Source organism: Pseudoalteromonas fenneropenaei, assembly GCF_042643375.1.
Lineage (GTDB): Bacteria > Pseudomonadota > Gammaproteobacteria > Enterobacterales > Alteromonadaceae > Pseudoalteromonas > Pseudoalteromonas fenneropenaei.
Map to the genome: position 1 here is coordinate 1 of NZ_JBHRSD010000035.1, position 24,950 is coordinate 24,950.

20 protein-coding genes and 1 tRNA gene are annotated in these 24,950 nt (G+C 44.6%); 10 read left to right on the plus strand and 11 right to left on the minus strand.

Translation table 11 applies throughout. The features are described from left to right. Positions 1-117: 117 nt before the first annotated feature. Complete coding sequence (locus tag ACFOEE_RS17140; RefSeq protein WP_377127145.1) at positions 118-645, minus strand: AidA/PixA family protein; 528 nt, start codon at positions 643-645, stop codon at positions 118-120. Between the two features lie 460 nt (positions 646-1,105). On the opposite strand from ACFOEE_RS17140, the gene ACFOEE_RS17145 reads away from it, so the two are divergent. The 3 genes from ACFOEE_RS17145 (at position 1,106) to ACFOEE_RS17155 (ending at position 4,320) form a co-directional block, all read left to right on the plus strand. Beyond that, entirely contained in the window at positions 1,106-3,292 is a 2,187-nt protein-coding gene (locus ACFOEE_RS17145; protein WP_377127148.1) for an OsmC domain/YcaO domain-containing protein, read from the plus strand. Between the two features lie 396 nt (positions 3,293-3,688). After that, on the plus strand, positions 3,689-3,973 hold the full coding sequence (locus ACFOEE_RS17150; RefSeq protein WP_377127151.1) for a hypothetical protein: 285 nt from the start codon (positions 3,689-3,691) through the stop codon (positions 3,971-3,973). A 131-nt stretch (positions 3,974-4,104) separates the two neighbouring features. Further along, positions 4,105-4,320, plus strand: coding sequence for a hypothetical protein (locus ACFOEE_RS17155; protein WP_377127154.1), 216 nt, complete (start codon positions 4,105-4,107; stop codon positions 4,318-4,320). A 94-nt stretch (positions 4,321-4,414) separates the two neighbouring features. Here ACFOEE_RS17155 and ACFOEE_RS17160 read toward each other — a convergent pair whose 3' ends face one another. Together ACFOEE_RS17160 and ACFOEE_RS17165 are read right to left on the minus strand one after the other, a co-directional pair. Continuing rightward, the gene (locus ACFOEE_RS17160; protein ID WP_377127157.1) at positions 4,415-5,245 is read right to left on the minus strand and encodes a CvfB family protein; all 831 of its coding nucleotides are present in this window, start codon (positions 5,243-5,245) and stop codon (positions 4,415-4,417) included. Between the two features lie 3 nt (positions 5,246-5,248). Continuing rightward, the gene (locus ACFOEE_RS17165) at positions 5,249-6,586 is read right to left on the minus strand and encodes a DEAD/DEAH box helicase (RefSeq protein WP_377127160.1); all 1,338 of its coding nucleotides are present in this window, start codon (positions 6,584-6,586) and stop codon (positions 5,249-5,251) included. Between the two features lie 202 nt (positions 6,587-6,788). Between ACFOEE_RS17165 and trhO the strand changes: the two genes are divergently transcribed. The 3 genes from trhO to upp all read left to right on the plus strand — a co-directional run bounded on the left by trhO (position 6,789) and on the right by upp (position 9,558). Then, positions 6,789-7,772, plus strand: a complete 984-nt coding sequence (gene trhO, locus ACFOEE_RS17170; protein ID WP_377127163.1) for an oxygen-dependent tRNA uridine(34) hydroxylase TrhO — start codon at positions 6,789-6,791, stop codon at positions 7,770-7,772. Between the two features lie 358 nt (positions 7,773-8,130). Next, a complete protein-coding gene (locus ACFOEE_RS17175) occupies positions 8,131-8,733 on the plus strand; it encodes a DUF998 domain-containing protein (RefSeq protein WP_377127166.1) in 603 nt (200 codons plus the stop codon). 189 nt (positions 8,734-8,922) lie between these two features. Beyond that, positions 8,923-9,558, plus strand: coding sequence for a uracil phosphoribosyltransferase (gene upp, locus ACFOEE_RS17180; RefSeq protein ID WP_377127169.1), 636 nt, complete (start codon positions 8,923-8,925; stop codon positions 9,556-9,558). A 112-nt stretch (positions 9,559-9,670) separates the two neighbouring features. Here the strand turns inward: upp and ACFOEE_RS17185 are convergent, their stop codons facing one another. Further along, a complete protein-coding gene (locus tag ACFOEE_RS17185; RefSeq protein WP_377127171.1) occupies positions 9,671-10,108 on the minus strand; it encodes an energy transducer TonB in 438 nt (145 codons plus the stop codon). Positions 10,109-10,405: 297 nt separating this feature from the next. Here ACFOEE_RS17185 and ACFOEE_RS17190 point away from each other — a divergent pair, with 297 nt between their 5' ends. Further along, positions 10,406-10,693, plus strand: coding sequence for a hypothetical protein (locus tag ACFOEE_RS17190; RefSeq protein WP_377127174.1), 288 nt, complete (start codon positions 10,406-10,408; stop codon positions 10,691-10,693). A gap of 28 nt (positions 10,694-10,721) precedes the next feature. On the opposite strand, the gene efp is transcribed toward ACFOEE_RS17190, so the two are convergent. From efp to ACFOEE_RS17210, 4 genes are all read right to left on the minus strand, one after another. Beyond that, a complete protein-coding gene (gene efp / locus ACFOEE_RS17195) occupies positions 10,722-11,285 on the minus strand; it encodes an elongation factor P (RefSeq protein ID WP_377127177.1) in 564 nt (187 codons plus the stop codon). Between the two features lie 30 nt (positions 11,286-11,315). Next, entirely contained in the window at positions 11,316-12,413 is a 1,098-nt protein-coding gene (earP, locus tag ACFOEE_RS17200) for an elongation factor P maturation arginine rhamnosyltransferase EarP (RefSeq protein WP_377127180.1), read from the minus strand. A 159-nt stretch (positions 12,414-12,572) separates the two neighbouring features. Next, positions 12,573-16,748, minus strand: a complete 4,176-nt coding sequence (locus tag ACFOEE_RS17205) for a DEAD/DEAH box helicase (RefSeq protein ID WP_377127182.1) — start codon at positions 16,746-16,748, stop codon at positions 12,573-12,575. A gap of 126 nt (positions 16,749-16,874) precedes the next feature. Beyond that, positions 16,875-16,953, minus strand: a tRNA-Leu gene (locus ACFOEE_RS17210). A gap of 127 nt (positions 16,954-17,080) precedes the next feature. Here ACFOEE_RS17210 and ACFOEE_RS17215 point away from each other — a divergent pair. Beyond that, complete coding sequence (locus tag ACFOEE_RS17215) at positions 17,081-18,304, plus strand: FG-GAP repeat protein (RefSeq protein WP_377127185.1); 1,224 nt, start codon at positions 17,081-17,083, stop codon at positions 18,302-18,304. Between the two features lie 100 nt (positions 18,305-18,404). On the opposite strand, the gene ACFOEE_RS17220 is transcribed toward ACFOEE_RS17215, so the two are convergent. From ACFOEE_RS17220 to ACFOEE_RS17230, 3 genes are all read right to left on the minus strand, one after another. After that, positions 18,405-20,273 (minus strand): methyl-accepting chemotaxis protein, encoded by a 1,869-nt coding sequence (locus ACFOEE_RS17220; protein ID WP_377127188.1) that lies wholly within the window; start codon positions 20,271-20,273, stop codon positions 18,405-18,407. A gap of 129 nt (positions 20,274-20,402) precedes the next feature. Further along, positions 20,403-20,888: an acyl-CoA thioesterase gene (locus ACFOEE_RS17225; RefSeq protein WP_377127191.1), complete on the minus strand. Its 486-nt coding sequence runs from the start codon at positions 20,886-20,888 to the stop codon at positions 20,403-20,405. 287 nt (positions 20,889-21,175) lie between these two features. Beyond that, entirely contained in the window at positions 21,176-22,825 is a 1,650-nt protein-coding gene (locus ACFOEE_RS17230; RefSeq protein WP_377127194.1) for an electron transfer flavoprotein-ubiquinone oxidoreductase, read from the minus strand. Positions 22,826-23,091: 266 nt separating this feature from the next. Here ACFOEE_RS17230 and ACFOEE_RS17235 point away from each other — a divergent pair, with 266 nt between their 5' ends. Beyond that, entirely contained in the window at positions 23,092-23,844 is a 753-nt protein-coding gene (locus ACFOEE_RS17235) for an electron transfer flavoprotein subunit beta/FixA family protein (RefSeq protein ID WP_377127197.1), read from the plus strand. Beyond that, positions 23,841-24,767, plus strand: a complete 927-nt coding sequence (locus ACFOEE_RS17240; RefSeq protein WP_377127200.1) for an electron transfer flavoprotein subunit alpha/FixB family protein — start codon at positions 23,841-23,843, stop codon at positions 24,765-24,767. The genes ACFOEE_RS17235 and ACFOEE_RS17240 overlap by 4 nt, the downstream gene beginning before the upstream one ends. Positions 24,768-24,950: the final 183 nt, after the last annotated feature.

The window sequence follows — 24,950 nt, forward strand, 5'->3', positions numbered from 1 at the left end:
CCCGATTGCACTAGAAAAAACGACCTAACTATCGAAAAAATAAACCCCACTTAAAAAAGCAGGGTTTATCATCAATCTGAAGCCAATACGTGACGTATTGGCTTTTTTACTGTTGGATTATGGTTGAACCACAGTCACATATGGGTCCCAATTAATTTCTCTGATTAATTGTGAACCTTTGTATACTTTAACCCAGAAAGTGTACGCTTCAGTTTTTGATGTACCTGGATCTGGACGGTCTGGAAGACGAGCAGTCGCTTGAACATAAGGCATGTAACCAGTCACGCGTTTTACTGGCACTTCAACGTCATCACGCATTTCGATGCCGTCGTCTTGATATACGTAGACGTTTGTATCACCTTGAAACGCAGTCCAATCTTTTAGCAGAGTATCGTTGTTCCAGTCGTGCTGAGCAGAAATGATAACAGCGTAGTTTTCGTCGCTACCTTCTGGTTGCACAACTTTAGGGAAGGCAGACCAACGGATCACGTCGTCGTTGTTTACTCTTACGCTTAACTCATAAGAACCTTGAGAGTTGCTTAACACGATTTCTGGTGAAGCGAACATATTTACTGCGGTGTAAGCAGCTGCGCCGTTTTCGATGCTTTCGCAATCGATAACAACTTCAATGCGTTGAATTGCCATAATTTCTCCTTAAAGCAAATTGAATACAATTCTATTAAGAGTTGCGAGTGTCCTTGCGAGTCTCAATAGAATAAATAACAACATCATTTCAATGAAATGAGCATAGCTAGGTGTAATTTTATGTGAGCTAAATGTAAACTCAGTGTGAATTTTAAGGGGTTTATCATTCTAAGCAAGGTATTTTTTGAATATTTATTTCGCTTGATTTCATATTTTTGCAACTAAAATATGCGTACCACCTGACTCTTGTTGTGAATTTCAGAGATCTTCTAGTATGCCAGTCGATGCAGATTGCCATATTTATATCAGTTAGCACTAGATAGCGAATTAATTGCGCATTGTATTAAAGAAAACCAAGACTAATGGCGCGAAAAAGCAGATAATTAGCAGCAATGATTTATCTTGGGTATTGTCACCTTGACAGCATTAGATACCCACAGCCCCTATTCGGAATGACCCCATGGAAATTAAAGTTAACTTTCTCGACAACTTGCGTCTTGAAGCCAAGTTTGATGATTTTACTGTTATTGCTGATCAGCCAATTCGTTACAAAGGTGATGGCTCAGCACCCGGTCCATTTGATTACTTCTTAGCGTCATCGGCCTTATGTGCCGCGTATTTTGTTAAGGTGTATTGTAATGCGCGTGAAATCTCAACTGACGGTATTCGCCTGTCGCAAAATAACATCGTTGACCCTGAAAACCGTTACAACCAAATCTTTAAAATTCAGGTAGAGCTACCGGAAAGCATTTCTGAAAAAGACCGTGAAGGTATCATTCGCTCGATTGACCGTTGTACGGTGAAAAAGGTAGTACAAACTGGGCCTGAGTTCCAAATCGAAGTGGTTGAAAACTTAGATGAAGACGCCCAAGCCATGTTGATGTTAAGTCCAGATGCCAACAGCAACACCTTTATTTTGGGTAAAGATCTCCCACTTGAGCAAACCATCGCCAACATGACCAGCATTTTAGCGGACTTAGGGATGAAGATTGAGATCTCCTCATGGCGCAATATCGTGCCGAATGTGTGGTCTTTACATATTCGTGATGCCGCATCACCAATGTGCTTCACTAACGGCAAAGGTGCCAGCAAAGAAAGCGCGTTATGTTCAGCGCTTGGCGAGTTTATTGAACGTTTAAACTGTAACTTCTTCTACAACGACCAGTTTTTTGGTGAAGAGATAGCCAACGCAGAATTTGTGCACTACCCGAATGAAAAGTGGTTTAAACCAGGCGAAAATGACGAGCTGCCACCTGAGATCTTAGACGAATACTGTTTGGAGATTTATAACCCAGACGGTGAACTATGTGGCTCGCACCTGATTGATACAAACTCAGGTAACATTGAGCGTGGGATCTGCTCGTTACCATTCAAACGCCATTCAGATGGTGAAACTGTCTATTTCCCTTCTAACTTGATTGAAAACTTGTTCTTAAGTAACGGTATGAGTGCGGGCAATAACTTGTTCGAAGCCAAAGTGCAGTGTTTGTCTGAGATTTTTGAGCGCGCGGTAAAGCGTCAAATCATAGAACAAGAAATCGTCTTACCAGACGTGCCTGCTGAAGTACTCGCTAAATATCCAAGTATTGTGGCGGGTATTAAAGGCTTGGAAGAGCAGGGTTTCCCAGTAGTGGTTAAAGATGCCTCTTTGGGCGGTCAGTTCCCAGTGATGTGTGTGACTTTAATGAACCCAAAAACCGGCGGTGTGTTTGCCTCGTTTGGTGCGCATCCGAGTCAAGAAGTCGCGCTTGAGCGCAGTTTAACTGAGTTACTGCAAGGGCGTAGTTTTGAAGGCTTGAACGATGTACCAAAGCCAACTTTCAATAGCCTTGCAGTGCAAGAGCCGGAAAACTTTGTTGAACACTTTATTGATTCTACCGGTGTGATTTCATGGCGTTTCTTTAGTGCTAAACACGATTACGAATTTGTGGAGTGGGATTTCTCTGGCACGAATGAAGAAGAGTGTGAGCGCCTGTTTGCGATTCTTGCCAAACTAGGTAAAGAAGCCTATGTCGCTGAATTTACCGACCTTGGTGTGGCATGTCGGATTTTAGTGCCGGATTATTCAGAAGTTTACCCAGTTGAAGACTTAATTTGGGATAACACCAATAAAGCGCTGCAATATCGCTCAGACATCCTTAATATTCATAACCTTAACGAAGACGAGCTCGTTGATTTAATAGAGCGCTTAGAAGAGAGCCAGTTAGATAACTACATCGACATCATCACGTTGATAGGCGTTGAGTTTGACGAAAATACCGTGTGGGGCCAGCTCACCATTCTTGAGTTGAAGATCCTCAGCTATTTGGCGTTAGGTGATTTAGAAGAGGCCATCGAGCTGGTTGAGTCTTTCTTGCAGTACAACAACAATACTGTTGCTCGCAACTTGTTCTACCAAGCAATGCATGCGGTACTTGAGGTTGCACTTGATGATGACCTAGAAATTGAAGATTACATCCACAACTTCCGCCGTATGTTTGGTGAGCAAACCATGGAAGCAGTTATTGGTTCAATCAACGGTGATATTAGATTCTATGGTTTAACCCCAACCAGCATGAAACTAGAAGGCTTAGATAAACACTTACGTTTAATTGAAAGCTACAAAAAGTTGCATGCCGCAAGGGCGAAAATAGCGGTCAATAAATAATGGCTAGATAAGTGCAGTATTAAAGCCGATGCATGATGTATCGGCTTTTTTGTACCAGATGCACTAAAGCCGATGCATGATGTATCGGCTTTTTTGTACCAGATGCACTATTGTGTAAATACTAGCGCACAGGATCTATAATAGTGACATTAAGTTGCTCGGAGTCATTGAAATAACTGGATTTTAAGGGGGATTTTCAGCTACTATCGGCAAAACGGATGCCAAGGGTATTGCACTTTAGCAAACAACCTAACGTCAAAGGATAAAATGATGTACAAATTGGTTACTTTTCTTTCGCTTTTTCCTTTTAGTTCGCTTTATTGCCACGCGCAGGATACAGAAACACTTTTAAAAGAGCGCTGCCTTCAAAGCTTCGAGTTGATTAAAGAGCAAGACTTGAATGCCTTTATTGCGCAAATGCCTATAGAGTTAAACGAGGTAGAGCGTTTACGCGCAGCTAAGATCTTGGCGCGTGCTTACGAGCGTTGGTATCTCGATCGCGATGCAAAAAATATCCGTATTATCGGGGTAACTTTCTCGGATATAAAAGAAAAACATCAATTTAATGCAGAGCAAGAAGCGCGTGTTAACGTCCGCACCAGTAGTGGCCAAAATCGCAAAACATCGTTTTGTAAATTTATAAAAAATGCTGCGGGTTGGTTCCTCACTAAATTGCCATAACAGTCAACATTGACCACGTTCTAGTGACCTAGTTTTAGAACATACCCTCAATTAAGTCACCATAGTTATTTGCCAATCCGAACTTTTATGTACTTTTTCTATTTCAAATTTGACCTTAAGGATCACATGATATGAATGTATCAGCCATGCTATTTGCAGAGTTTATGGCGCTGTTTTTTGTTGTTTTTGTCTTATTTGCTGGCATTGTCAGTTATCGTTTGGGAAAACAAAAAACCACTAACCCCACCTTGTGTTGCATTTTTGGCGTGCTGTGGGCTTTTCTGCCACCAGTTGGTTTACTGTATTTGACGGTTTTGATGCTTAAGAGCGATATTCGACCTGAATAACCTCAAATATTGGCATGAGCAAGGGAAGGGTTTTACAACACAATGCAACGCAACAAAAAAGGCTCTGTTGAGCCTTTTTTAATCACATTAGCGATTATTGATTTTTCAGCTTAATAGCGGTTGCTTCTAACTCAATTAAGCCTTGCTTAAATAATCCACCAATGGCCTTTTTAAAGTTGGCTTTACTGGTATTAAAATGCTTTTTGATAAGTTCTGGATCGCTTTTATCGCCAAGCGGCAGCTTGCCACCATTGTTTTTCAATGCAGTTAAAATTTGGCTGCTTAGGCCATCTATTTTTTCCATGCCCGGCTTTTCTAGTACGATATCGAGTTTGTTGTCATCACGCACTTGTTTGACGTAACCCGGCATACGCTGGCCAATATAAACGCGCTTAAATAGGTCGCTAAAAAACACCACGCCAAAGTGCTGCTCATTAACCACCACTTTGTAACCAATGTCGGTTTTAGCTGCGATAATAATTTCAACTTGCTCAAATGGCTTGTAGTTGGCGGGGGTTTTATTTAAAAATTTATTTAAATTGCTTGAGGCGCAAATCCGTTGGCTGGCTTTATCTAAATACAGCTTCACCAAATAGCTATGGCCTTCTTGCATACGCGGTTTTTGCTCATTAAAAGGCGCAAGCACATCTTTGCTGATGCCAATATCCATAAATGCGCCGATGCTGTTCATGGCTTTAACGCGCAGCAAGGCAAAGTCGCCCACTTGTGCAAGTGGTTTAGTGGTGGTGGCCGTTGGGTGGCCAGCGCTATCTAAAAACACAAACACCGAAACCGGGTCGCCAGCTTCAAGGTGGCTTTCAAGCTCTGCCTTAGGTAAAAACACTTCACCCAGCGCACCGCCAGCAAGGTAGGCACCTTCAGCATTGATTTCAGAGATAGTCAGTAATTGAAATTGTCCTAACACAGGTTATTCCTCGGCTGCAGGCTTAGGTTTACGGCGTAGTGGCGCCATGCCATCAACATTGATAGGGGCTGCCACTGGTTTTTTCGGCGCTTTAGGTTTATTTGACTTAACGGCCTTTTTCGCCACAGGTTTGCCTTGAGCGTTATCTTTTGCGGTTTTAGTTTGCGGGCTTTTTGGCTTTTCAGGTCTAAAGCCTTTAAATTTACCTTCAAGACCTTCGACTGTTGCGAAGCTTAAACCATCTTTCAGATAAGCTTGAATAGCTAAATAGCTTTTCCAGTCTTTTGGCCCCACCAAGGAAATCGCCGTGCCTTTAAAGCCCGCGCGACCCGTACGACCAATGCGGTGTACATATTCTTCAGCATGTTTGGGTAAGTCAAAGTTGATAACATGGGTCACTGAGAGCAAATCTAAACCACGTGAAGCGACATCGGTCGTCACTAACACTTTGTAGATACCGCGGCTAAATGCGTCCATGATCTCTAACCGTTTAGTTTGCGCCAAATCGCCCGCAAGGCCAACGGCCTTCAAGCCTTTTGCTACTAAAAGGTCGGCAAGGCGGGTAGTATCGGCGCGCGTGGCAGTAAAGATAATACATTGACCCACTTTGTCGGCTTGTAGAAAGTGCTGCAACAATGCTTCTTTATGATCTAAATGGTCCGCCAAGTAGAGCGCTTGGGTGATGTCTTCGTGTTTTTCATGGGCGTCACTCAGCATGATACTTTTTGGCGACTTTAATAGATTGCGTGAGGTTGCCGTTACTTCCGCATGGTCTAAGGTGGCTGAAAACAGTAAGGTTTGGCGTAATCTATGGTTAGCCGCTTCATTAATGGCATCAAGCTGCTCTTTAAAGCCCAAATCTAACATCCGGTCAGCTTCATCAAAAATCAGCATCTCAAGGCCTTGCAAATGCAAAGAGCGGTGCGATAGATGGTCAGCTAAACGACCTGGCGTGCCAATCACAAAATGCGGGTCTTTATGTAGCGCTTTAATTTGGTCGTTAAAGTTTTCACCGCCCAAAATTTTAGTCACGCTCAGATTATGCCCAGCGATAAGCAGACGACATTGGCTATATACCTGATTTGCCAGTTCACGAGTGGGCGTAACAATGAGCACACGCGGATCTCGCTTACTTAACGCGCGTTGTTTGATCACACGTTGTACTGCCGGTAACAAAAACGCCAAGGTTTTCCCTGAACCCGTTTTTGACTGCGCAAATACGTCGTGGCCTGCCAAGGCGACGGGGACAGCGCGTTCTTGAACTTCAGTCGCGTCAGTGATCCCTTGATGAGCAAGTTGTTTGGCAAGGCGAGTGTCTATGCCTAATTCGGTAAACAGCAAATGGCTACTCCATTAAAGAAAAGATTGCTAAAAACACCCAATTATAGCAAATGGATTGCCATGCAAGAATAGCTAATATGGTTTTTTGCATTGTTTGCAAAAATCCTTATAATACGCGACCCAGGCGCCGGATTTACGATCCGGTTTTACGGTTTGCGTCGTGCTAAACGCAGACTAAGTTAAAGCTAATTTAGGAAAAACTATGTCTAATGCTTTCGTAGTGTGTGCACTCTACAAATTTGTTTCTTTGCCAAATTACCAGCAAATTCGTCAACCTTTACTCGATGTGATGGAAGCAAACGAAGTACGCGGTACCTTATTGCTAGCCGAAGAAGGGATCAACGGTACTGTCGCGGGTAAACGTGAAGGGATCGACGCCTTATTAGCTTGGCTTGATAAACAGCCTGGCTTAGACAACATTGTATCTAAAGAGTCGTACGACGAAACTTGTCCTTTCTACCGTACTAAAGTGAAATTGAAAAAAGAAATTGTCACTATGGGTGTGGAAGGGATTGATCCGCGCAATGTGGTAGGTACATACGTAAAGCCAAAAGATTGGAACGCGCTGATTTCAGACCCAGATGTGATTTTGGTTGATACCCGTAACGATTATGAAATTGAGATCGGCACGTTTAAAAATGCGGTTGACCCAAAAACCAAAACTTTCCGCGAATTCCCGCAGTGGGCGAAGGATAACCTTGACCCTGCTAAGCACAAAAAAGTGGCGATGTTCTGTACGGGTGGGATACGCTGTGAAAAATCAACAGCCTACATGAAAGAGCAAGGCTTTGAAGAAGTTTACCACCTTGAAGGCGGCATTCTTAAGTACTTAGAAGAAGTGCCAAAAGAACAGACTCTATGGGAAGGTGAGTGTTTTGTGTTTGATAACCGTGTGGCGGTAAATCATGACTTACAAAAAGGCTCCTACGACCAATGCCACGCCTGCCGTATGCCAATTACAGAAGCTGAAAAAGCGCTTCCAGAGTATATGGAAGGGGTTTCTTGTCACCACTGCCACGACAATCTAAGCGAAGAGCAAGTCGCACGTTTTGCTGAACGTCAAAAGCAAATTGAACTGGCAAAACAACGTGGTGAAGGCCACATCGGTCACGAAGGCCAAGAAGCGTTAAAGCAGCGCCGTGAACAAAAACAAGCGCAAAAACAAGCACAGCGCGCGCGTTCTTAATCTCTGCCGTTTTGGGCATACGGTTTAGTGTGCCCAATCTTAAGCCCTCACAATGTTTACTAAACGAATTACCTAGGGCTAGCCTAAACCAAATACCTTGCATTCTTGACTTAGCGAATCGTCTTATTTTCAGTCTCTTACATCACAGCTCAAATCAACGAGATAGTAAACTCGCAAACAACGGACTAATTATAGAAACTTGAACCCTCGTCACTTAGGGTTTCTGCTATAGGTAAAAACTATGGATTGTTGGCTGTATTTTTTGTTTAATGGTAGTTGATCTTCGAAAGAGCTAGCAAGCGACCTAAATTCAGTCGTTGATCATGTGTTTAAAGATAATAGTAAGGACATTATTAGATTGGAAACTGTGGCTGTTTATGCTGGCCTCATTGCGAGCATTTGGATTTTCGTTGGTGTTTATGTTGCGGGCCGGTTTTACCAAGGTTACAGCCACTCAAAGCAGTTTTGTAGTGAGCTCGGCGCGGCTGGCAGCCCTACCGAAAAAATATCGCCTTTCATTAATAATTACCCCTTAGGTGTATGGTTTTGCTTGTTTGGCTGGTACGTAACACAGCTGCAAGGAGTACCTATGCTACTCACTGCATCCGGTTGGTTAGTGATTTGCCATGGTATCGGCACTTGGTTTGCGGGTTATTTTCCTATGGATTTGGACCCTTATACTAAGCATCCCACCACAGCTTGTAAGATCCATTCAATAGCCGGTATGATCATATTGTTGTCGCTGATAGTTGCTCCCATCTTAATTGTAATAAGCCCACCAAATGACCTTATTCCTTGGTCTTTTCGTATTTTCTCGGTGGTAAATGTCGTTGCAGCTTGTTACTTCCTCAGCCTTATGGTCAAAGCCATAAAGGCACAAAGTAATCCGGGTCTTTATCAACGTATTTCCTACGGTATTCAATTGAGCTGGTTAAGTGTATTTTCGCTGCTATTAGCCTGATCTGTTCGATTCTAATTACCACTTTTCAAAGCAGCTTAACGGTACATCTGCAATCAAGGCTGATATTTTTTGAGAAATGCTCACACTTTACGGCAATCAAGTGGGCAGTTTCGCGTTCAGCAGTTAAAATAGGGGCAAGTCGTTGCGCTGTCGGCAACGACATCCTGAATGACAACAAAGGAACTATTTATGGCTTTACATGTCGTTTCACACCCCTTAGTGCAACATAAACTCGGTTTACTACGTGAACACGGTATTAGCACCAAAAGCTTTCGTGAAATCGTCTCCGAAGTGGGCACTTTGCTGACGTATGAAGCAACCAAAGATCTCCCGCTTGAAACTGCAGCAATTACTGGCTGGGAAGGCTCGCCCATTGAAGTGCAGCATATTAAAGGCAAAAAAATCACTGTAGTGCCAATCTTACGTGCAGGGTTAGGCATGTTAGATGGTGTTTTACAGTTAATTCCAGCTGCGAAGGTGAGTGTGGTCGGCCTTGAACGCAATGAAGAAACACTCGAGCCAATTCCATATTTTGAAAAATTGGTTGGCAATATTGGTGAGCGCTTAAGTTTGGTGGTGGACCCGATGCTGGCGACGGGGGGTTCTATGATAGCCACTATCGATATGCTGAAAAACGCCGGTTGTACGCATATTAAAGCCATAGTGCTGGTGGCTGCGCCTGAAGGTGTGGCTGCTACTTTAGCCGCCCACCCTGATGTAGAAATTTTTACCGCTGCGCTGGATAGCCATTTAAATGAAAAGGGCTATATCGTGCCTGGTTTAGGTGATGCGGGTGATAAAATTTTTGGTACTGTGATCCGTTAATAGCGCTTACAGCAAACCCGTCCTAAGCGCCTAAGCTGTGGGCGGGTTTAATAGCTGATGGATTTTCATTTGAGTATGCTCGCCTGATTTCTGACAACGTTATTAATTCATCTTAATCGCCACAATTAAATTGGGACTGTTTTAAACAAAGCGCTTGTGCTTCTTCAAGAGATTGACCGCCAAGGCAGTAATCGAGACGTATAATTTTTTCCTCGGCCTGTGCGTTACCATTTGGTGTTAGCATCCAGCGCCATTTTTTTATAATTTCCTTGCTCGGTTTGTAAATCACTTTTTCAGGAGTGCTTTGGATTAACTCAACCGAATCCGTTCTACCATTTTCATTTACAGTTACCTTAAATATTCCACATCCAATAATCCCTTTTTGCGCTAATGAAACAGGGTACTTGGGCGAAACTTGCTGTTCTCTTATCCAATTTGCTTCTTCTTTAGTTGGCTTAATATGGGTAAGTTTGACATCTCCATAAGTTGCACTCGCGCTAGCTAAAAAACAGGGCAGCGATAAAGCGATTGATATTAATAAGGTTTTCATAGACATTTCCTTAGTCAGTGATTTATGCAATACAGAAAGTTAAGTGGGTTGAGAGTAAACTCTATTAATGGTCATAGGGTTAAGTCAATGTTGGATAAAAAAGCCATCATTAAGATTAAACCATTCACTTATTTAATTATAAGTCCGTATGTCAGCGTTGGGGAATAGTTAATTTTTTATATTTTCCGCGTCATATTTACAATGGGATTCTATTGATTAATATGTTTTAAACCTTGAATTAGCCCACTTTAAGCCTATATCTATAGTTATCTTGAACAGGTATCAATGAAATTAAACATGGATTTAGTGACAATTGCTTTGATCAGCGTATTGATTCTGCTCTTTATTTGGTTTTTAGTGCGTGCGGTTAAATGGGCGAAGAGCATGCCAAAAGGCGCTTATTTGGTGATGATGCTATTTCCGCTGATTTCTTTATTCCCGATACCGCCGCCGGTATTTAAAAATGTGGCCAAAGCAAAACAAGAGCAGCGTAAACGTAAAGAGCAAGCAGGGGGAGAAGGGGATGAGGAAGAAGAGATTGAACTGATTAAAGCTAAATCTCGACCAAACAAAAAAGCCGACTAACGTCGGCTTTTTGCGAATTGTTAAGCGATTAAAGAACGCGCTTACGGAATTCGTTAGTACGTGTGTCGATTTCGATGTCGTCACCGATTTCAACGAACGCTGGTACGTTGATTTCGTAACCAGTGTTAAGACGCGCAGGCTTAGTTACTTTGCCTGAAGTGTCGCCACGTGCTGCTGGCTCTGCGTACTCAACTTTACGAACAACGATAGTTGGTAATTCAACAGAAATCGCTTTCTCGTTGTAGAAAGTAACTTCACACTTGTCTTCCATACCGTCAACGATGTACATCACTGCATCGCCAAGGTTGTCTTTCTCTACGTCGTATTGGTTGTATTCTTCATCCATAAATACGTACATAGGATCAGCGAAGTATGAGTAAGTACACTCTTTACGATCTAGGTGGATAGTTTCCACTTTCTCGTCAGCTTTTAACACAGTTTCAGTTGCACTGTTGTTAAGTAAGCCTTTCAATTTCATTTTAACCACAGCCGCGTTACGACCTGATTTGTTGAATTCAGTTTTTAACACGATCATTGGCTCATTGCCAAAACTGATTACGTTACCTGCACGAAGCTCTTGTGCTGTTTTCATCTAAAAGTCCTCAAAATTGAACGGCAAGGATTATATCTTGCTATTTAAAAATTTCACTACTCGACTGACCAAATCATCACTTTTTATTTGTAATGTGGCCCAATGTTGGCAATGTTGTTGCCATTTTGACCAGCTGTTTGTCGCTTGGGTCAGTGTTGTAAAACAATCCTGTTCACGGTTAAACGTCAGTTGCAACTGAGTTACGGCGTCAACAGGACAGTCAAACAAATTAAAAAAGGCGCTGAGTTTTTCGATATGAGCATCTTCGTCCTGCGGATAAATGTGCCATACAAAAGGTTTCGCAGCCAATTGGGCGCGGACAAATGAGTCCTCACCACGAATAAAATTAAAGTCACAGGCCCAAAGGAGTTCATCATACGCTTCTTGGCGCGTAAAGGGTATGACATGAAGGTGAATATTCCCTAAAACCCAGTGATCCGCAGCAATTTGTTGGCTAAATAACGGAAGTAAACTCGTTAGAGCGCGGCCTTTTGGCACTAATAAGCGCACAAGTCCAACATGCTGCTGCCACACTTGCAGTAGGCTAGGCCAAGCACGGTTTTCATAGGTGAATATACTGACACGCAGCTCATCGTTTTGCCTGTCAGGAATGCCTAGACGTTGCCAAAACTTTGGCTCATTGAACGCATTTTGACGCTGTTGGTAGTCTTGTTCGATAACAACACCACCGGTACGCTCGGTAAAGCCCGGGAAGAAAAAGAACTTCGGCACTGCTTGCAGTCCCGAAGGCAAACCGTGACAGCCTTCGACCCAATCTTCCGCCGAAAGGTATTCGAGGTTTAACCAAATTAGGCTATGCGTCGGCATTTGCGTTTGGTAGCAAGCGGGTAAAGTGCAGGCAAATGCCTCAATCACATATTTGGCAGGGATAACATGCGAGTCAAAGTCTTCTGACCAGTATTGAATTTGCACGCCAGCGTGGTAGCCACTTTGCTTGCCTACAATTTCAGGCAACATTGCACCAAAGCTATTGAGGTCGTTTACCCATAAGCGTACTGAGCCTAAATCGCGCGCGGCAAGTTGCTTTGCCAGCCGCCAAGTGACGCCAATATCGCCGAAATTATCAATAACATCGCAAAAGATGTCCCAGGTAAACTGCTCTGTCACGCCGGTTCCTACCACTAAAAATGCGCCGGCAGTTTACCAGTAAATCCTGCATGAAACCAGTTGCGCCACATCATCTCATCGACAACTTAGTTTTAGCGTATGGCGCAGGGCTGCTGAAGGCAATCTGGCTTGCTTAGTGTTCGAGCAGCGCACGTTAACTCAGAATGTTTCTTTAAGCATCATTAACATATCGCTGACCGAAAGTGTTTGTACGCTATCGCTATCGCTGAGTAGTTTGTCGGCTAAATCGCGTTTATGTTCATGTAACGACACTATTTTTTCTTCTATAGTGTGCTTTGCGATGAGCCGGTAAATAGTCACAGGGCGTTTTTGCCCAATACGATGCGCGCGATCAGAGGCTTGATCTTCAACCGCGGGGTTCCACCACGGATCCATATGAATGACATAATCTGCCGCGGTGAGGTTAAGTCCAGAGCCGCCCGCTTTAAGGCTGATCAGAAACACCTCGCCATCACCACTTTGAAAGGCGTTAACTGCACTTTGTCGTGCTTTCACGGGTGTTGAGCCATCCAAGTATTGGTAGCGCACGCCCTTAGTGTCCAAATGTTGTTTAATTAGTTGGAGGTGACCAACAAACTGACTAAAAATAAGCGCCTTATGGCCGTTCTCAATAAGTTCTTCGACCAGCTCGTCGAGCATCGCGAGTTTACTGCTCGGGATACGTGCATCACCTAGTAATAACGCTGGGTTGCAGCAAGCTTGGCGTAACTTCACTAGCTCTGCCAACATCCGTAGGCGCTGCTCACCTGGGTTATCTATTGTAGCGGTTTTGCTAAGCGATTCAATGGCCTGTTGGCGTATTGCTTCGTAAAATGCCATTTCTGCATCGCTCAGCGTGACTTGTAAATTAATCTCAGTGCGAGCAGGTAATTCCTGCAATACTTGCTGTTTTATACGGCGCAATATAAATGGCTGAATTAAATGTTTTAGTGCTTGATTGGCGCGCCGCGCAGCAATGGGATCTTCCTTACGATTCTCAATCGGTAAAGCAAAACGGGCAGCAAAGCGTTTTAAATTGCCAAGTAAACCCGGATTGATAAAGCGGAACAAGCTCCAAAGCTCTGTTAAGTTGTTTTCAATCGGCGTGCCAGTGGTCACCATCTTAAATGCAGCTTTAAGCTGATAGGCTGCCACAGTGCGCTTCGCGAGCGGGTTTTTCAGTGCTTGGGCTTCGTCGGCGACAATGGTTTGCCAGTAGATTTTTTGTAGCTCTTCGCTCTCGCGTTGCAATAGACCGTAGCTTATGACCACTACGTCAAACGGTTGTAAGCTTTCTAAGCGTTGGTCACGCGCTTCACCAAATTGGCTTTCAGCCAACATAATAAAATTGAGTGTAGGGGCGAATTTAAAGGCTTCTTGTTGCCAGTTAAAACACACCGAAGTAGGCGCGATAATGAGCGTGGGGCCGTGTTGCGCGCGCGATAAAATCACCGCCAGCGCTTGCAAGGTTTTGCCAAGTCCCATATCGTCGGCCAAGCAGGCACCAGCACCCCAATGAGCGAGTCGACTTGCCCATTCAAAACCTTGGCGTTGGTATTCGCGTAGCGACGCTTGCAAGGTAGTCGGTAAGTTGATATCCAATGTGACCGATTCCTGCATTTTGGTTTTTAGCTCTTCCCAACCGGGCACGGTTTGCATCCTCAGCCCTGTGGTGGCATCTAAGGCTTGGCGGATAGCAAGCGGGTGTACTAAACCTTGTTCGCCAATGTCAGCTAATAATTGTAGACGTTGTTTAAGTTCTTCCGAGAGAGCCAAAAAGGTATCGCCTTCAAGGGCAATAAAGCGACCACGGCTGGCGGCAACTAAGCCCAGTAAAGGTTTGAGCGCGATAACTTGCTCTGCACTTATTTGCAGCTCGCCAGTTAAATCAAACCACTCGTTTTTCTTACTGACTGCCAACTGTAAGCTGTGACTTTCTAAGCGTTTACTGAGGCTAAACTTTTTCCCTTGCGGCCAGCGTAATTTAATCGCGAGCGTGGCTTGCTGCTCGGTTTGAATGGCTTGCAATGCTTCCAACGTCTCGAGCGCAGCTTGTAGCTCAGGTTGCTGCAACTGATTATTGCTCATGGCTAAAAATGCGGGGCAGAGCGTATCAAGGGTATCTAAAAGTTGTTGCTCTTGGGCTAAATCGCGTGTGGTAGCGAGTCGTTTACCGTTAATTTCGGCACTTTGACTGATGTTGCCAATGCCAGGCACAAAGGCAGGCCCCTGTTCGCCAAATGGCATTATCACGCATTGAAACGCCAGCCCTTGCTGATAAGGGGTAACATTAATTATCAGCGTATTATCAGCATTATGTTGCTGTAATTCGCCATGAATATCAGGCAGGTTTGACTGAATATCCAAAAGTGGCGCAATGGCAGCAATACTTTGCAGTAGCTTGTCTTTGGCCTCCAGCGGCACCACTAAACCGCCTTCGCCGACTATCTCGGCAATTTTCACATGCTCAGGGGCAAACTGGCAAAACTGCCAATGGCGAGGTTTTAGCTCATGGAATGCGTAAGGTGCTATAGGGTCGCGATAATTTGGCAGTGTGGCCATGGTCACAATGATGTCATCACCACTGTGGTTTACGACCAATTGCGGCGCCTTGGCGCTGATTCTGATGGTTTGCTCGTTTGCTGCAAGTATAAGGTTATCGGCATTTACCGCGGCGTGAAGAGCTGCAGCGCCTTCAAGCACGTAATCCAACCCGCGTTGATAGCCATAACTTGGTCGTACTGCAATGGCACGACAAAGTTGTTTGTCTTGCTCGGTTAAATAATCAAACTGCTGTGGGTGCTCGGCAAGTCGTTCTAGTGCCACAGTGCGACCTTTACTCCAACCTTTGGCGGTAGCTTTTTGCTCTTTGGCACGAAAAGTCACTGAATAATAATCGATATCCAGCTCCCAAACTAAGCGGGTTGGTTTACTTGCTGTGGTTGGCGGTTCGGGCTGCGCTTTGCTTACGAGAGTCGTTAAACGCTCAAGTGCGGTTTCCCACGCAGCTTTTGGGGACACCAACGTGGCGATATTTAACGGGAGTGCTTGTTGAGCTTCTTTACCTTGCAGTTGTTCAGCAAAGTGTACAAGTAGCGGCACATTTTGGTTGCTAAATGCCATCGCCAGTTCATTGGCAAGTTGTTGTTCCGCATGACCAAACTGGTTGGTCCAACGCACGCCACACAGGCCAATTAATCTTAGTACCCGAGCATAAAATAATTGGTATTCATCGAGAAAGACTAAATCGATTTTACTTAAATCGAACTTTGCGCCATTCATCACGTGTTTACAGATAGCTTCGAGCATGATGGCGCTGTAATAGACTGCATCGTTGTCTTTGCGATTACTGCGCATATGTTCGACTTGCTCAAGCAACTTATCGTAATAGCGCGCTTCTTGCTCTGCACCAAGTGCTAATAAAGTCAATAAATGACAAAGCGCAGGTATACCGAATAAGCGTTGTTTCTTTTTACGGCCGTATTTTTGCCGCGCTTGCAGGGCATTTTCAAATTCGGTCAGCGCAGCGTTGTGCTCCCCTTGTAAAAATAACAAGGCTGCTTGTAACTGCAATGCCCATGCGGAATCGCCGAGAATCGGGCAAAGTGCCGCTAATTTAGCTATGTCGCCATTTAATAACCAATAATCGGCCAACAACAATTTAAGCGGCGTATTATGTGGGTTGTGATTTAATACTTGCTCTATGATATCGGCGACGGGGCCAAGCGTAAGCCCTTGCCGCAGCTGGCTTTCAAACAAGGTTGCCAATGCTTGATATTGTATAACATTCGACAAACGGCAGAATTGCTCGATTTCAAACGGGCTGAACAAAAGCGGTAGTAACGCTTGGTTTCGTTCAAAATCAAAAAGTTGTGGGTCTTTACCAAGATTCAGTAACGCTTCAAATTGCCTACAATCGCCACTTTCAATCGCGTTGTGTATTAGGTGGCGGTAAAGGCTTCGTTGTGATTGCCAGGTTAATGTACCATAGCCTCCGAGGCTTTGTTGTAACGCATTGCGCAGTTGTTGGTACTCGGCTTCACTCAGCAATTTTGCTATTCGAGCGGCGGCTAAAGGCGGCAGATGCACACCGAAATGATCAACTTGAATTAGCGCTAATGGGATTAAGTGTTTTTTCAACTCAGGCGTTAGTATCGCAAAGGCTCGCTGCAAATGGCGGCTAGCATATTCGGCAAGTTGCACTACTTGACGGGAATTTAAAGGGGCATCTGCAACGGCCAAAATTTTTAGCAAATTAACAATATCATTTGGTAATTGCTGTAAATGCGCATCAAGGATTGCAACGTCTGAATCGTTAGGTAATTGAAATGCCATGGTACAAATAGCGATAGTTAACATGATTTGCGAGGCAAGTTAGCAGCTTAAACTTTAAAGCGCAAACGAAAGAGAATGCGTGCTTTGTATGAAAAATAACTTGGCCAAACCTGAGGTGATAAATTGTGCGACAGGGCGAGACTCGAACTCGCATCATAACAGGGCTCTTAGCCCGTTAACCTTTACCCATTGGAAACACTGCCGCTAGGCAAATATTACCTATGGACAGGAGTATTGTAAATCAGGGTTTTCCCCTCTCTGATATAACCCTTGTGCAGCAAGGCAGACTCACATAGCATGACTAATACCCAAATCGAATACAAATAGTGGCAATGAAACCAGCTTTAATTTTTAAATGTCTAGTTTGTTTTGGTTCGCTTCTTACTTGGCAAAGTGATGCCAACCAACAAAAGTTATTAGCAAATGATGGTAACGCGCAAGATCAGTTTGGTTTTAGTGTTGCCTTAGATGGCACAACCGCCTTGGTGGGCGCGTTAAACGCAGATGTAAACAAGCTTAAAGATTCTGGCGCAGCTTACGTTTACACCTTAGGCGCTGACGGTTGGCAGCAACAAGCCAAACTCGTCGCTGAACCTGCATTTGCCAATGACACCTTAGGTGGCAATGTTGCGTTGAAAAACAATATTGCTATGTTAGGTGCCTCAAAACGAGACGATAAAGGCGAAGACGCAGGTGCTGTCATTGCTTTTGAGCGCAGCGCAAGCTCATGGTCGCAAAAGCAAATTATCACCGCAGATGATGGCAAAGCGGGCGATGCGTTTGGTCAAAGTATTGCACTCAGCGAGCGTTTTTTGGTTATCGGTGCGCCTCATAGCGATACCCCACAGCATGACTCAGGCGCAGCCTATGTTTATATACGCGCCCATGGCGCTTGGCAGTTTCACACCAAACTCACTGCCAGCGATGGTGCAGAGGGCGATTTGTTCGGAATAAGTGTTGCACTTGATGGTGACACGATTTTAGTTGGCGCGGATTTGAACGACGAGCGTGCTGAAAAAGCGGGTGCTGTTTATGCTTATGTTTTTGATGGTAAACAATGGCGGCAACAAGCCAAGCTGATGGCTAATGATGGTGCAAACACGGATATTTTTGGCGTAAGAGTGGCTTTGTATGGTGACACAGCACTGATTTCCGCTAGAAGAGACGATATCGAAGGCGTTGGCATTGATGCGGGTTCGGCATATATTTTTGAGCGAACTAATGGCCGTTGGACACAAACACAGAAGTTAGTTGCACCGGATGGTAAAGCTGATGACAGGTTTGCGCGAGGTGTCGCACTTAACCAAGATACTGCGCTTATCACAGCCATGCACCACGATGCTGCGGGCGATAATAGCGGTGCGCTGTATGTGTTTAAAAAGCAATTAGGACAATGGCGCTATGCGCGTAAAATCGTCGCCAATGATGCTGTAGCAGAAGATAAATTCGGTTGGAATGTGGCGCTTTCGGATTCCACCGCAGCGGTGGCAGCGCCGCTTCGCGATGATAAAGGGAATGCTGCTGGTGCGGTTTATGTGTTAAAGCTGGTGGACTAATACAGTATCGGTGTTGAGGGTAAAATCGCTTAAGCATGTGTTATAAAAAAGCCCCGACAAAGTTGACGGGGCTTTTAGTGCTTTTAAATTCGCAGTAAATTTAAACTTTAAATTGTTCCAACATATCTTCTTGATGGGCTATTTTCTTCACTTGCGAACTCATTGTGTTATCTACGGTTTGTGAGTCTTGGTAGACCTTTTCCGAGATATGACGAATATCCGCGGCGTTACGGTTAACATCCGCGACAATTTGACCTTGTTGGTTGAGCATATTGGCGATTTCTAGATTTAGCTCAACAATGTGCGCAATTGAGTGGCGCATGGTTTCGAGCGAATCCCGCGTTTCATCCGCTTTATTAACAGTCTTTTCAACCACTTGCTTACTCAGTTTCATCACTTGCACTGCGCTGACTGCGCCCGCTTGCAATTTCTCAATCATAGCTTTGATTTCTGTGGTGGCTTCTTGCGTGCGCTGTGCAAGGGTGCGTACTTCATCGGCAACTACCGCAAAGCCACGTCCTGACTCACCAGCACGCGCTGCTTCAATCGCCGCATTGAGGGCAAGCAAGTTGGTTTGTTCGGCAATGCCGTTAATCACAGACAGAATTTGCTCAATACCACTGGAAGAAACTTCCAATGCGGTAACAACGCTTACCGCTTCGTCAATTTGCGTCGACAAATGAGCTATGGTGGTGGTCGTGTCGGTAACCACTTTTTGCCCAGCTACGGCGGCGCTGTCGGTTTCTTGAATGGCTTTGGCGGCATTTTGCGCCGTTTGTGCAACTTGTTGCTCAGTATCGCTCAAGTGTGTTGCAGCGTTTGTCAGGGTGTCGATAGCACTCAGTTGCTTATCGATAGCTTGACGTGACTGCTTAGCATCTTTGGAGGTTTGTTTAGCATCTGCCAAAATCTCATGACCAAGGCGCTGAATTTCACCAATTAGCTGTTGTAGTAGGGCAGTGAAAGCATTGAAGTTTTCAGCCAGGGCTTTAAATTCAGGCTCGCTTGGCGCAGCCAGACGCACGGTGAGATCAGCATTGCCTTTGGCAATATTAGCCATTGCACGGTTTATTTCTTCAAGTGGTTTCAAGAGGGTGTTGATTGAAAACAGTAAAATACCAATACTGGCAGCAAGTGCCAAAAGCGTTAGCATAATTGAATCATTTCGCATTTCACTGACTGCGGCAAAAACCTTGTTTTTATCCAGCAATACGCCAATTTTCCAATTTAGACTTTTCACCTCTTGGAAGACCAGCAGCTTTTCTACTCCATCATGAACGATAGTTTGCGCGCCACTGCGAGCGCTGATATTGGGCAAAAAGTTGCTCATGGCTTTGCCGTTTAAAGACGCATTGGGATGGGAGATAATAGTGCCGTCGTTACTCACCATAAACGCATAACCGGCATCAAAGAGCTTAAAGGCATTAACCATGTCGCTTAAGCGCGCAAGGCTAACGTCAAAGAAAATCGCACCGCTGAAACTGCCACGTTGCTTAACCACTGTCCCGATGGAAACCAGAATTTCTTTTGATACTGCATCAGCATAAGGCGCGGTAACTATAGTCTTGCCTGCATTTTTAGCATCGATATACCAAGGGCGCTTTCTTGGGTCCCAAGTTGCGCCGGGGTTCCAATTTGGGTCGCTGGCAACATATTTGCCGCTACTTTCCTGACCATAGCCAATCAGCAAAAATTGCTTGGTTAATTTAGGTTGTGAAAGAATAGGGAAGGCGTCAGGGAGTGAATTTGTTGATTCCACGAGGCTGGTGGTTAACTCAGCTAAATCTATACTGCCTTGTACTTGTGCCGTAACCGTATTGCTAATGCCTTGCAGAATTTCATCAACACTGTGATTTACCTGCTTTTCTAAGTTGGCTTCAAGTAGAAAATACTGCTTGAGTGAGAGCGTGCCAAGGGCAATCACCAGCACTAAGGACGAGAGCAATACTATTTTGTGTTTAAACTTCACCTGACTTCTCCTAAACACCGTTCAGACTTAAACTTAATGTATTAACAAAAAGTTGCAACTTTCGGCGTTCAATGATTGTTATTATTCTGTTTTTATCGCCAGCAGGTCGGTAATCTTTACCTATTACCGTTATTTATCTTCTTCAAGATGGACTGTTTTTTGTAGTAAGGTCTCGGTTTCAATAGCGATATCTTTCATTTTGATAGCATATTGTTCAAGGCGCTTTTCTTCATCTGTCTTGGCGACGTATTTTGGTACGTCCACAGGATAGCCGGCCTGATCCATCGCAACAAAGCTGATAATACAGTGATTAGTTTCAACTAAGTGTTGTGTTTTAGGGTCGCCAGAGCGTACGCGGATAAAAATTTGCATACTGGTTTTTCCGGTGTGGGCGATTTGCGCAGAAACCTCAACAACTTGACCTACCAAGATAGGGCGGTGAAAGCGCACCCCGGCCACCGATACCGTCACGCAGTAACTTCCGCTCCAGCCAGCAGCACAAGCGTAACCCGCTTGATCTATCCATTTCATCACCACGCCACCGTGGACTTTGCCACCAAAGTTAACGTCAGTCGGCTCGGCTAAAAATCTGAAGGTGGTTTTTTGTTGGGGCATAAAAGCTCCTTAATATGAGAGTAAGGCTCTAATCTACTTGAGCTCAGCGTAAAGTGCACGCCTAAAGCTCTGTAATGATTAAAAATAAAGGTATAAACGCGTTACAACCGCCATTTTGGCTATGCCACAGGCAAAGTTGCGCAAATCGACAGCTTATTGAGAGCCTCAACGTTACTTTTAGTATAGTCTGTGTGATTGAGTTTGCAGATAAAGGGGCACAACGTACCCCTTGCAATTTAGGATTGGGCAGCATAACGCGCGCAAAATTGAGCGCGGGTTATAGCGAATTACATGTTTGGATAGTTAGGGCCACCGGCACCTTCTGGCGTGACCCAAGTGATGTTTTGGCTGGGATCTTTAATATCGCAGGTTTTGCAGTGAATACAGTTTTGCGCATTGATCACAAACTTGTCCTCACCTTGTTCATCTTTGGCTACTTCATAGACCCCAGCAGGGCAATAACGCTGCGCTGGCTCTGCAAATTGCGCAAGGTTGACTTGAATTGGGATAGCCGCGTCAGCCAAATGTAAGTGACAAGGCTGAGATTCTTCATGGTTGGTATTAGACAAAAACACCGAAGAAAGCTTGTCGAAGCTCAATTTACCGTCTGGTTTTGGGTAATTCAAAGGTTGGCACTGTGACTTGTGTTTCAAACAAGCATGATCTGGCACGGTATCTTTTAGCGTAAACGGCAAACTGCCAGAAAATAGATTCTGGTCAATCATATTGTACGCACCACCAAGGATACGACCAAATTTGTGCATTGCCGGGCCAAAGTTGCGAGAGCGATAGAGCTCGTCATATACCCAGCTCGACTTAAACTTATCTGCGTACACTGCAAGGTCGGCCACATAATCTTCTTTTGCTAATGCTGCAACGATACAATCTGCGGCAATCATGCCGGACTTCATTGCGGTGTGATTACCTTTGATTTTGGCAAAGTTTAGTGTGCCGGCATCACAACCTACTAGCAGGCCTCCGGGGAAGTGCATTTTTGGTAAAGAATGTAATCCGCCTTTTGCGATGGCGCGCGCGCCATAAGCTATCCGTGTTGCACCTTCAAGCACCTTGGCAAACACGGGGTGGTGCTTCATGCGCTGAAATTCATCAAAGGGGCTTAAATAGGTGTTTTCGTAATTGAGGTCAATAATAAGACCAACCACCACTTGATTATCTTCGGCGTGATACATAAATGAACCGCCATGGGCGTTGTCATCCAGCGGCCAGCCTGCGCCATGTACCACTAAACCGGCTTGGTGCTTATCTGGGCTGACTTGCCAAATTTCTTTGAAGCCAATGCCGTAGTGTTGCGGCGTAGCGTCTTTATCAAGCTCAAAATATTTGATTAATTGTTTACCTAAATGACCACGGCAACCTTCCGCAAAGACGGTGTATTTAGCACGTAGTTCCATACCGGGCATATAACTGTCTTTATGTTCGCCATTTTTATCTACGCCCATATCACCGGTGACGATACCTTTGACTTGTTCGTCTTCAATGATCAGGCTATGAGCGCTAAAACCTGGGAATATTTCTACACCAAGCGCCTCAGCTTGTTCGGCAAGCCAACGGCACACATTGCCCATTGAAACAATGTAGTTGCCTTCGTTCATAAAGGTTTTTGGGACAATCAAATGCGGCAAAGCTCTGGCGCTTTGTTCATCTTTAAAGAGGTAAATCTCATCATGCGTGACTTTGGTGTGAAGTGGCGCACCTTTTTCTGCCCAGTTAGGGATAAGTTCGTCAAGTGCCGTTGTTTCAAATACTGCACCAGATAAAATGTGGGCGCCGACTTCTGAGCCTTTTTCAACCACACAGATCATTAATTCTTGTTGTTTTGCCTGTGCCTGTTGTGCCAATCTAATAGCACAAGATAAGCCCGCGGGTCCCGCGCCGACTATCACGACATCAAATTCCATGGTTTCACGTTCGACCATTGCTACCTCGCTCTGCTGTGACGGTATCTCTATAGTGGATTTACCCTTTTAGCTTGGCGCACAATTGCAACGTCAAGTCATATGGGTATAACACTGTAGCTCAGTAAATCTAAGTTTACTTGATTTAAGTTAAGCTAAGGTTATTTTAGGTTGACGTTTACGTCAACAGGAAGTAGTCTGATTTCCAGATAAAATAGGTTTACGCTTGCGTTAGGTTGTAAAGCTTGCGTGTAAATCCAACAGAATAACCAGAAATTGGAGCAGCTATGAAGGTCCTTGTACCAATCAAGAGAGTGATTGACTACAACGTCAAGGCGCGCGTTAAAGCAGATAACAGTGATGTTGACTTAAACAACGTTAAAATGGCAATCAACCCATTTTGCGAAATCGCTGTTGAAGAAGCCGTACGTTTAAAAGAATCAGGTACTGCAACGGAAGTTGTGGTGGTATCAATCGGTGATAAAGCTTGTCAGGAGCAGTTGCGTACAGCCCTGGCATTGGGCGCTGACCGTGCTATTCACATTGAAACAGAGCAAAAGCTAGAGTCGCTCCATGTTGCTAAGCTGCTCGCTAAATTAGTTGAGCAAGAATCGCCAGAGCTAGTGATTTTAGGCAAGCAAACGATTGATGCAGACAATAACCAAACCGGTCAAATGCTGGCCGCACTCACTAAACGTGGCCAAGCGACATTTGCTTCAAAAGTGGTGATTGAAGGCGGTAAAGCAGTTGTTACGCGTGAAGTTGACGGTGGTTTACAAACAATCGCAGTCAATCTGCCTGCAATTGTTACCACGGACTTACGTTTGAATGAACCACGTTATGCGTCACTACCTAATATTATGAAAGCAAAGCGTAAGCCGCTAGATGTCGTAGCAGCGGATTCCTTAGGGGTGGATTTAAGCCCACGTGTCACTTTAGTGCGCGTTGATGAGCCAGCAAAACGCCAAGGCGGTGTAATGGTGGAAAGCGTTGCCGAGTTGGTGAATAAACTTAAGAACGAAGCAAAGGTGATTTCATGAAGATTTTAGTTATTGCCGACCACGATAACGGCACATTAAAGCCGGAAAACGCTAGAGTTGTTCATGCTGCAACAAAAATTGGTGCCGATATTACCGTACTTGTAGCAGGTCACAATGTTGCTGCAGTTGCCGACAGTGCGGCGCAAATTGCTGGGGTGCAGCAAGTTGTAGTTGCAGATAATCCAGTATTCGCGACGCAATTGGCGGAAAATACAGCAGATCTAGTTGTTGAGCTAGCGGCAGGTTATAGCCATATTTTAACCAGTGCCTCAACCACAGGTAAAAACCTCTTACCGCGCGTTGCAGCGCTTTTAGACAAGTCACAGATCTCTGAAGTGATTGCGGTAGTTGACGCCAATACCTTTAAGCGGCCAATTTACGCCGGTAACGCGATTGCGACGGTACAAAGTAACGAAACGGTTAAAGTGCTTACTGTACGTGCCAGTGCATTTGATGCGCAGGGTTCACAAGCAGCTTGTGCGATTAATGCGATTAATCTTGGTACGGCAAATAGCTATGCTGAGTTTGTCAGTATTGAGCAAACCAAATCAGAGCGCCCAGAATTGACCGCAGCACCTGTGGTTATCTCTGGTGGTCGTGGGATGCAAAATGGCGAAAACTTTGCGCTTTTAAATGGCATTGCCGACAAGCTAGGTGCTGCGATTGGCGCGTCACGGGCAGCGGTTGATGCTGGTTTCGTACCTAATGATATGCAAGTGGGTCAAACGGGTAAAATCGTTGCGCCAAATCTGTATATTGCGGTTGGGATTAGCGGTGCCATCCAGCATTTGGCCGGGATGAAGGACTCAAAAGTCATCGTCGCAATCAATAAAGATCCAGATGCGCCGATTTTCCAAGTTGCTGATTATGGTTTAGTGGCAGACTTATTCGAAGTATTGCCAGAGCTTGAAAAAGCACTATAACTACCTATTCTGGTTGTTAAAGCCGCAGTGCCTTGTGCCGCGGCTTTTTTCGTTACTAATTCGTTACTAAAATAACACTTAGTGATGCCAAAAAGAGGCTGGTCTGCTGCCTCATTCACTATCTGCATTATTGCTCGTTTTCGACAATCTCCCACTTTTATCCGATGGATGTTCGCAATTAAA